At 73.5% G+C, this 1,642-nt stretch carries 1 protein-coding gene and 1 pseudogene; both read left to right on the forward strand.

The window, feature by feature from the left end:
• Window positions 1–354: pseudogene (locus E1266_RS37125) on the forward strand (hypothetical protein); the annotation flags it as partial.
• A gap of 31 nt (window positions 355–385) precedes the next feature.
• Window positions 386–1,642, forward strand: a 1,257-nt coding sequence (locus E1266_RS37130) for an FAD-dependent monooxygenase (RefSeq protein WP_132055248.1), incomplete at its 3' end; no start/stop codon positions are given.

Raw genomic sequence — 1,642 nt, forward strand, 5'->3', positions numbered from 1 at the left:
ATCAGCAACGACATGGGCCCCGGCGACCACCCGCTCCTCGGCAAGCGCATCCCACCCGACCTGCGCCTCACCCTCACCGACGGAACCCGCCCCCGCATCGCCGACCTCCTCCACACCGCCCGCGGCCTCCTCATCACCACCGACCAGACCGACCAACCCCACCCCTGGGCCGACCGCATCGACACCATCACCGCCACCGAACCACCCGCACCCGGCCTCGACACCGCACTCATCCGACCCGACGGCTACATCGCCTGGACCCGCCCCGGCACCGACCACGACCTCACCCACGCACTCACCCACTGGTTCGGCACCGCCCGGGCCATGGCCACCGCCCACGAGACCGGCCGTTGAGCAGCGGCACCGAGCGAACAGGAGAGTGAGCATGGCAACGGACGTGGTCGTCGTCGGCGCGGGACCGGTCGGGCTGATGACGGCCTGCGAGCTCCGCCTGGGCGGCGTGGACGTCGTCGTCTACGAGAAGCTGCCCGCCCCGCCGCGTGAGTCGCGCGGAGCCAGCTTCACCAGGCGCACGGCCGAGTGCTTCGATCAGCGGGGGCTGCTCGCCAGGCTCGGCGACGTGGAGTCCGCCGACAGCCACCTCGGCGGGGTGCGGATCGACCTCGGCATGTTCGAGGAGGACCACTCCAGCGTCCGGGGGGTGTCCCAGTACCGGACCGAGCGGATGCTGGAGGGCTGGGCGGCCGAGCTCGGGGTGCCGGTGCGCCGCGGACACGAGGTCACCGGTTTCCGGGAGACGCCGGACGGCGTGACGGTCACCTTCGATGGGCCGGAGGGCCGCGGTGAGCACACCGCCGGGTACCTGGTCGCCTGCGACGGGGGGCGGAGCACCGTCCGCAAGCTGGCCGGCGTCGCCTTCCCCGGTACGCCGTCCACGCGCGGCTTCTACACGGCCGACGTCACCGGGATCGAGACCCGCCGCCGCCGCATCGTCGAGAACCTGCCGGGCGGCAGCATGGTCCTGGCCATGGACCTGGAGAACGGCGTCACCCGGGTCGTCGTCCACGAGCGGGGCATGGCGCCCCGGGACCGGGACTCGCTCACCTACGCCGAGCTCGCCGACGCGTGGCAGCGGCTCACCGGCGAGTCCATCCACCACGGGCGGTGCCGCTGGCTGAGCTGCTTCACCGACGCGTCCCGGGTCGCCGGCGAGTACCGGCGCGGCCGGGTGCTCCTGGCGGGCGACGCCGCGCACGTGCAGCCGCCGGCCATGGCGCAGGGGCTGAGCGTCGGGGTGCAGGACGCGGTGAACCTCGGCTGGAAGCTGGCCGCGACGATCGACGGCTGGGCACCGGACGGCCTGCTCGACACCTACCAGGCCGAGCGCCTTCCGATCGGGCGGCAGCTGGCGCGCAACGCCGCCGCCGCGATCGAGCTGCGGCTCACCGGCGAGGAGATGGACCCGGTCCGCGAGGTGCTCGGGGAGCTGGTGAACTACAAGGACGCGGCCGGGCATCTCGCGGGGATGCTGAGCGGGCTGGGCATCCGCTACGACGTGGGCTCCGGCGACCACCCGCTCCTCGGCAAGCGCATCCCACCCGACCTGCGCCTCACCCTCACCGACGGAACCCGCCCCCGCATCGCCGACCTCCTCCACACCGCCTGCGGCCTCCTCATCACC

The organism is Actinomadura sp. 7K534 (assembly GCF_004348575.1).
In the GTDB taxonomy this organism is placed as follows: domain Bacteria; phylum Actinomycetota; class Actinomycetes; order Streptosporangiales; family Streptosporangiaceae; genus Spirillospora; species Spirillospora livida.